Origin of the sequence: Streptomyces sp. NPDC005195 (assembly GCF_040608315.1) — a bacterium.
Taxonomy (GTDB): Bacteria; Actinomycetota; Actinomycetes; order Streptomycetales; family Streptomycetaceae; genus Streptomyces; species Streptomyces kaempferi.
In genome coordinates this window covers 1-3,149 of sequence record NZ_JBEXHZ010000206.1, presented here as the reverse complement: position 1 = coordinate 3,149, position 3,149 = coordinate 1, and the positions used below count along the sequence as shown (strand labels likewise).

The following is a 3,149-nucleotide window of genomic DNA, read 5'->3' as shown; positions in this document are numbered from 1 at the left end:
CTGGCCAAGACGTACTCGGGAGGTATGCTCCGCCGTCACGAACTCGCCCAGGCACTGGTCAGCGCGCCCCGGCTGCTGATCCTCGACGAGCCGACCATCGGCCTCGACCCGATCGCCCGGACGAGCGTGTGGGAGCACATCAACGCCGTACGCGCCGCCACCGGGATGACCGTCCTCGTGACGACCCACTACATGGACGAGGCCGACCAGTACTGCGACCGGGTCGCGCTGATGCACCGCGGCCGGCTCAGGGCCCTCGGCACCCCCGACGAACTGAGGACGGCCCTCGCCGAACGGCGTGGCGCCGGGAGCGGTGAACGGCCCACGCTGGAGGACGTCTTCCGTGACATCGCCGGCAGCGGCCTCGACGACAAGTCAGGAGACTTCAGCGATGTCCGAAGCACCCGCCGTACCGCGTCCCGCGTCGGCTGATCTCGTCCACCCGGGCGGCCTCGACCTGCTGGTGGTCCCGCCCCGGGCCCGTACCGGCTGGCGGGTGCTGCCCGCCCGGGTCGGCGCGATGTGCGCGGTCGAGCTGCAGAAACTCCGCCACGACCGCACCGAGTTGTACACCCGGGCGGTGCAACCCGCGCTCTGGCTGCTGATCTTCGGCGAGACCTTCACCCGGATCAAGGCCATACCGACCGGAGGCATCCCCTACCTCGACTATCTGGCGCCCGGCATCATCGCCCAGTCCGCGATGTTTATCGCCATTTTTTACGGCATCATGATCATCTGGGAACGTGACGCCGGAATCCTCACCAAACTCCTCGTCACACCGACGCCGCGGTCGGCGCTCATCACGGGCAAGGCCTTCGCCGCCGGGGTGAAGGCACTGATCCAGGCGCTCGTGGTCGTCGTCATCGCCGCGCTGCTCGGGGTCGCGATGACGTGGAATCCGCTGCGGCTGCTCGGTGTCGCGGTGGCCGTCGTCCTCGGTTCCGCCTTCTTCTCCTGCCTCTCGATGACCATCGCGGGCATCGTGCTCACCCGGGACCGGCTGATGGGCATCGGCCAGGCGATCACGATGCCGCTGTTCTTCGGCTCCAACGCCCTCTATCCGGTGGCCGTCATGCCCGGCTGGCTTCAGGCTGTCAGTCTGGTCAACCCGCTCAGCTACCAAGTCGACGCCCTGCGTGGTCTGTTGCTAGGAACGCCCGCGCACCTGCCTCTCGACTACGGCGTGCTGACCGTGGCCGCGGCCCTCGGCGTCCTGTCCGCGTCCTCGCTGCTGGGTCGGCTGGCCAGGTGAGAGCGGGTCCGGGCCCGGCCCCGGAGGGGTGCTGCCTGAGGCCGTCGGTAACGGCCTCAGTGATCACATCCCCACCCGCCCCCGGACCGGCCGATGCGGCGACCTCACGATCGCGAAGAGTTCTCGCATCTTGCCGACCAGCACAACATCACCCTGCACGGTCAGGCCGGCCGCCGAGATCTCACCGATCCCGACGGCCGGTTCTTCCTTCGCACCGAGGTGGCACACGCCTGCCGCTCCGGTGACGGCACCTCACGGCGGTCGCGGGACGCCACGGTCGACCGAGCCCGGGACGGCCAACGCACGGCGCTGAGCGCGGCTACGGCTACGACCCTTCGGGAGCGCGCCTCAGTTCTTCCTGCCCTCCACGATGACCGGCGTGCCGTTTGTGTTCGTACCGCACGGCACCGCGTACACCGGGTTGGCCTTCGCGGCTTCCTTGTATGCCTCAAGGCACTGGTTGTACAGCACCTTGTCGCTCAGCGACTGCGCGATGATCTTGTTGGCGCGGGCGATGCCCTCCGCCTCGATCCGCTTGCGCTCCGACTCCGCTTTGGCCGTACGCGCCGCCTCGGTGGCCCGTTCGGTGGCCTGCTCCTGCTGAATCTTCTTGTCGATCTGGTCCTGCAGCTTCTCCGAGGGCCTCACATTGCGCAGGTTGACGGAAGTGACGTCGATTCCGCGGGGTGTCAGTCGCTCCTTGACAAGGCCGGCGATCTCCGAGCTGATCTGTTCGCGGGCGGACGCATAACCCTCCTCGCTGGTGTGCTTCGCGAACACGTTGCGGATGATCTCGCGGCTGTCCGGCAACACCAGCCGCCCCTCGACAGCTTCCTCGCTGCCCGCCAGCCGGTACAGCGCGACCGCCTTGGCCGGCACCACGGCCCACTTGATGGTGACGTCCGCATAGAGCACGCCACCCTGCGAGGAGCGGACCTCCACTACGTCCTTGTCGAGGAGGTCGAGGTCCACCGGGCGGGTGGAGAAGGACGTGACGTCGGTGAACGGTGACTTGAAGTGGATGCCAGAGACCATCGGCTTGCCGATGCTGCCGAAGGTCACCGGCACGCCGACCTCGGAGGCACTCACGACATGGACACAGGCGAAGGCGCCTGCCAGAAAGCCCGCCATGGCACTGAGCGCCGCCCCGAGCTTCCAGTGGCCCGCGGCAGCGCGGCCTCGGCCGACGACAAGGAGCACTACCGCCGCTATGAGCAGCAGGATGGACAGCGCGAACACAGAGATCCCCCTCCGGAAACGTTTCCGCGCCTCCTGGGGCGCGGCCCCTGCGCATCGTAGTGATCCCGGTGTCGGGCCGCATGCAGCCCAGACCGAGCAGGAACCGCAGAACGTCATCCAGCCCTGGTGAACGGGAACCGGTGGTCACGGGACTCGGACCGAGTCGCCGTGACCGCACCGTTGTGCTGCGTGATCATCGGCATGCCGGTTCTTGGCGTTCGACGGGGACGGTGTGTGCGTGCGTCGCCGCGGCTGCTCCGTAGGCACCCGGCCCGACCCGGCGTCGGCGGGCACGCATCGCCAGGACCGACAGCAGCATGCCGACCCCGGACGCGACCGCGAGCAGCAGGCACGCGCTGGACAAGCCCGCCGTCAGAGACGGCGTCCTCGCCGTCGCCGCGGCCCTCGGCAGCCTGTCCGCCTCGTCGCTGCCGGGGCGCCTGGCCCGCTGACCGCCGGGGACCGGAACCTCCACCGGGCGGCCACGCCAGGTAACTTGACCCGAAGCAGGGGGTATCCGGCCGGGCGGCCTCATAGGCTGGGCGACAGTGATCACCGTCGCCCAGGAGGAGTCAACGTGACGTCACGCCCGCAGCAGGTCACCAGACGCAGCAGCGTCCTTCGCCGGGAGGCCGTCGTGGCCGCGGTCCCGGCCGCC

Annotated in this window: 4 protein-coding genes; 3 read left to right on the top strand and 1 reads right to left on the bottom strand. The window is 69.0% G+C overall.

Features of this window, described 5'->3' with window-relative positions:
* Nucleotides 1-432, top strand: a 432-nt coding sequence (locus ABZV34_RS37990) for an ATP-binding cassette domain-containing protein (protein WP_356287417.1), incomplete at its 5' end; no start/stop codon positions are given.
* On the top strand, nucleotides 392-1,252 hold the full coding sequence (locus ABZV34_RS37985) for an ABC transporter permease (RefSeq protein WP_356287414.1): 861 nt from the start codon (nucleotides 392-394) through the stop codon (nucleotides 1,250-1,252). The genes ABZV34_RS37990 and ABZV34_RS37985, both read left to right, overlap by 41 nt.
* Nucleotides 1,253-1,600: 348 nt before the next feature.
* Here the strand turns inward: ABZV34_RS37985 and ABZV34_RS37980 are convergent, their stop codons facing one another.
* Nucleotides 1,601-2,491 carry a prohibitin family protein gene (locus ABZV34_RS37980; RefSeq protein ID WP_356287411.1) on the bottom strand — a complete coding sequence of 297 codons (891 nt, stop codon included), beginning with the start codon at nucleotides 2,489-2,491 and terminating at the stop codon, nucleotides 1,601-1,603.
* Nucleotides 2,492-2,808: 317 nt separating this feature from the next.
* On the opposite strand from ABZV34_RS37980, the gene ABZV34_RS37975 reads away from it, so the two are divergent.
* Nucleotides 2,809-2,943, top strand: a complete 135-nt coding sequence (locus ABZV34_RS37975; protein ID WP_356287408.1) for a hypothetical protein — start codon at nucleotides 2,809-2,811, stop codon at nucleotides 2,941-2,943.
* The last annotated feature ends 206 nt before the right edge of the window (nucleotides 2,944-3,149 follow it).

Coding starts and splice junctions, on each gene's coding strand:
- ABZV34_RS37975 (WP_356287408.1), top strand. CDS start 2,809: ATGCCGACCCCGGACGCGACCGCGAGCAGCAGGCACGCGCTGGACAAG.
- ABZV34_RS37985 (WP_356287414.1), top strand. CDS start 392: ATGTCCGAAGCACCCGCCGTACCGCGTCCCGCGTCGGCTGATCTCGTC.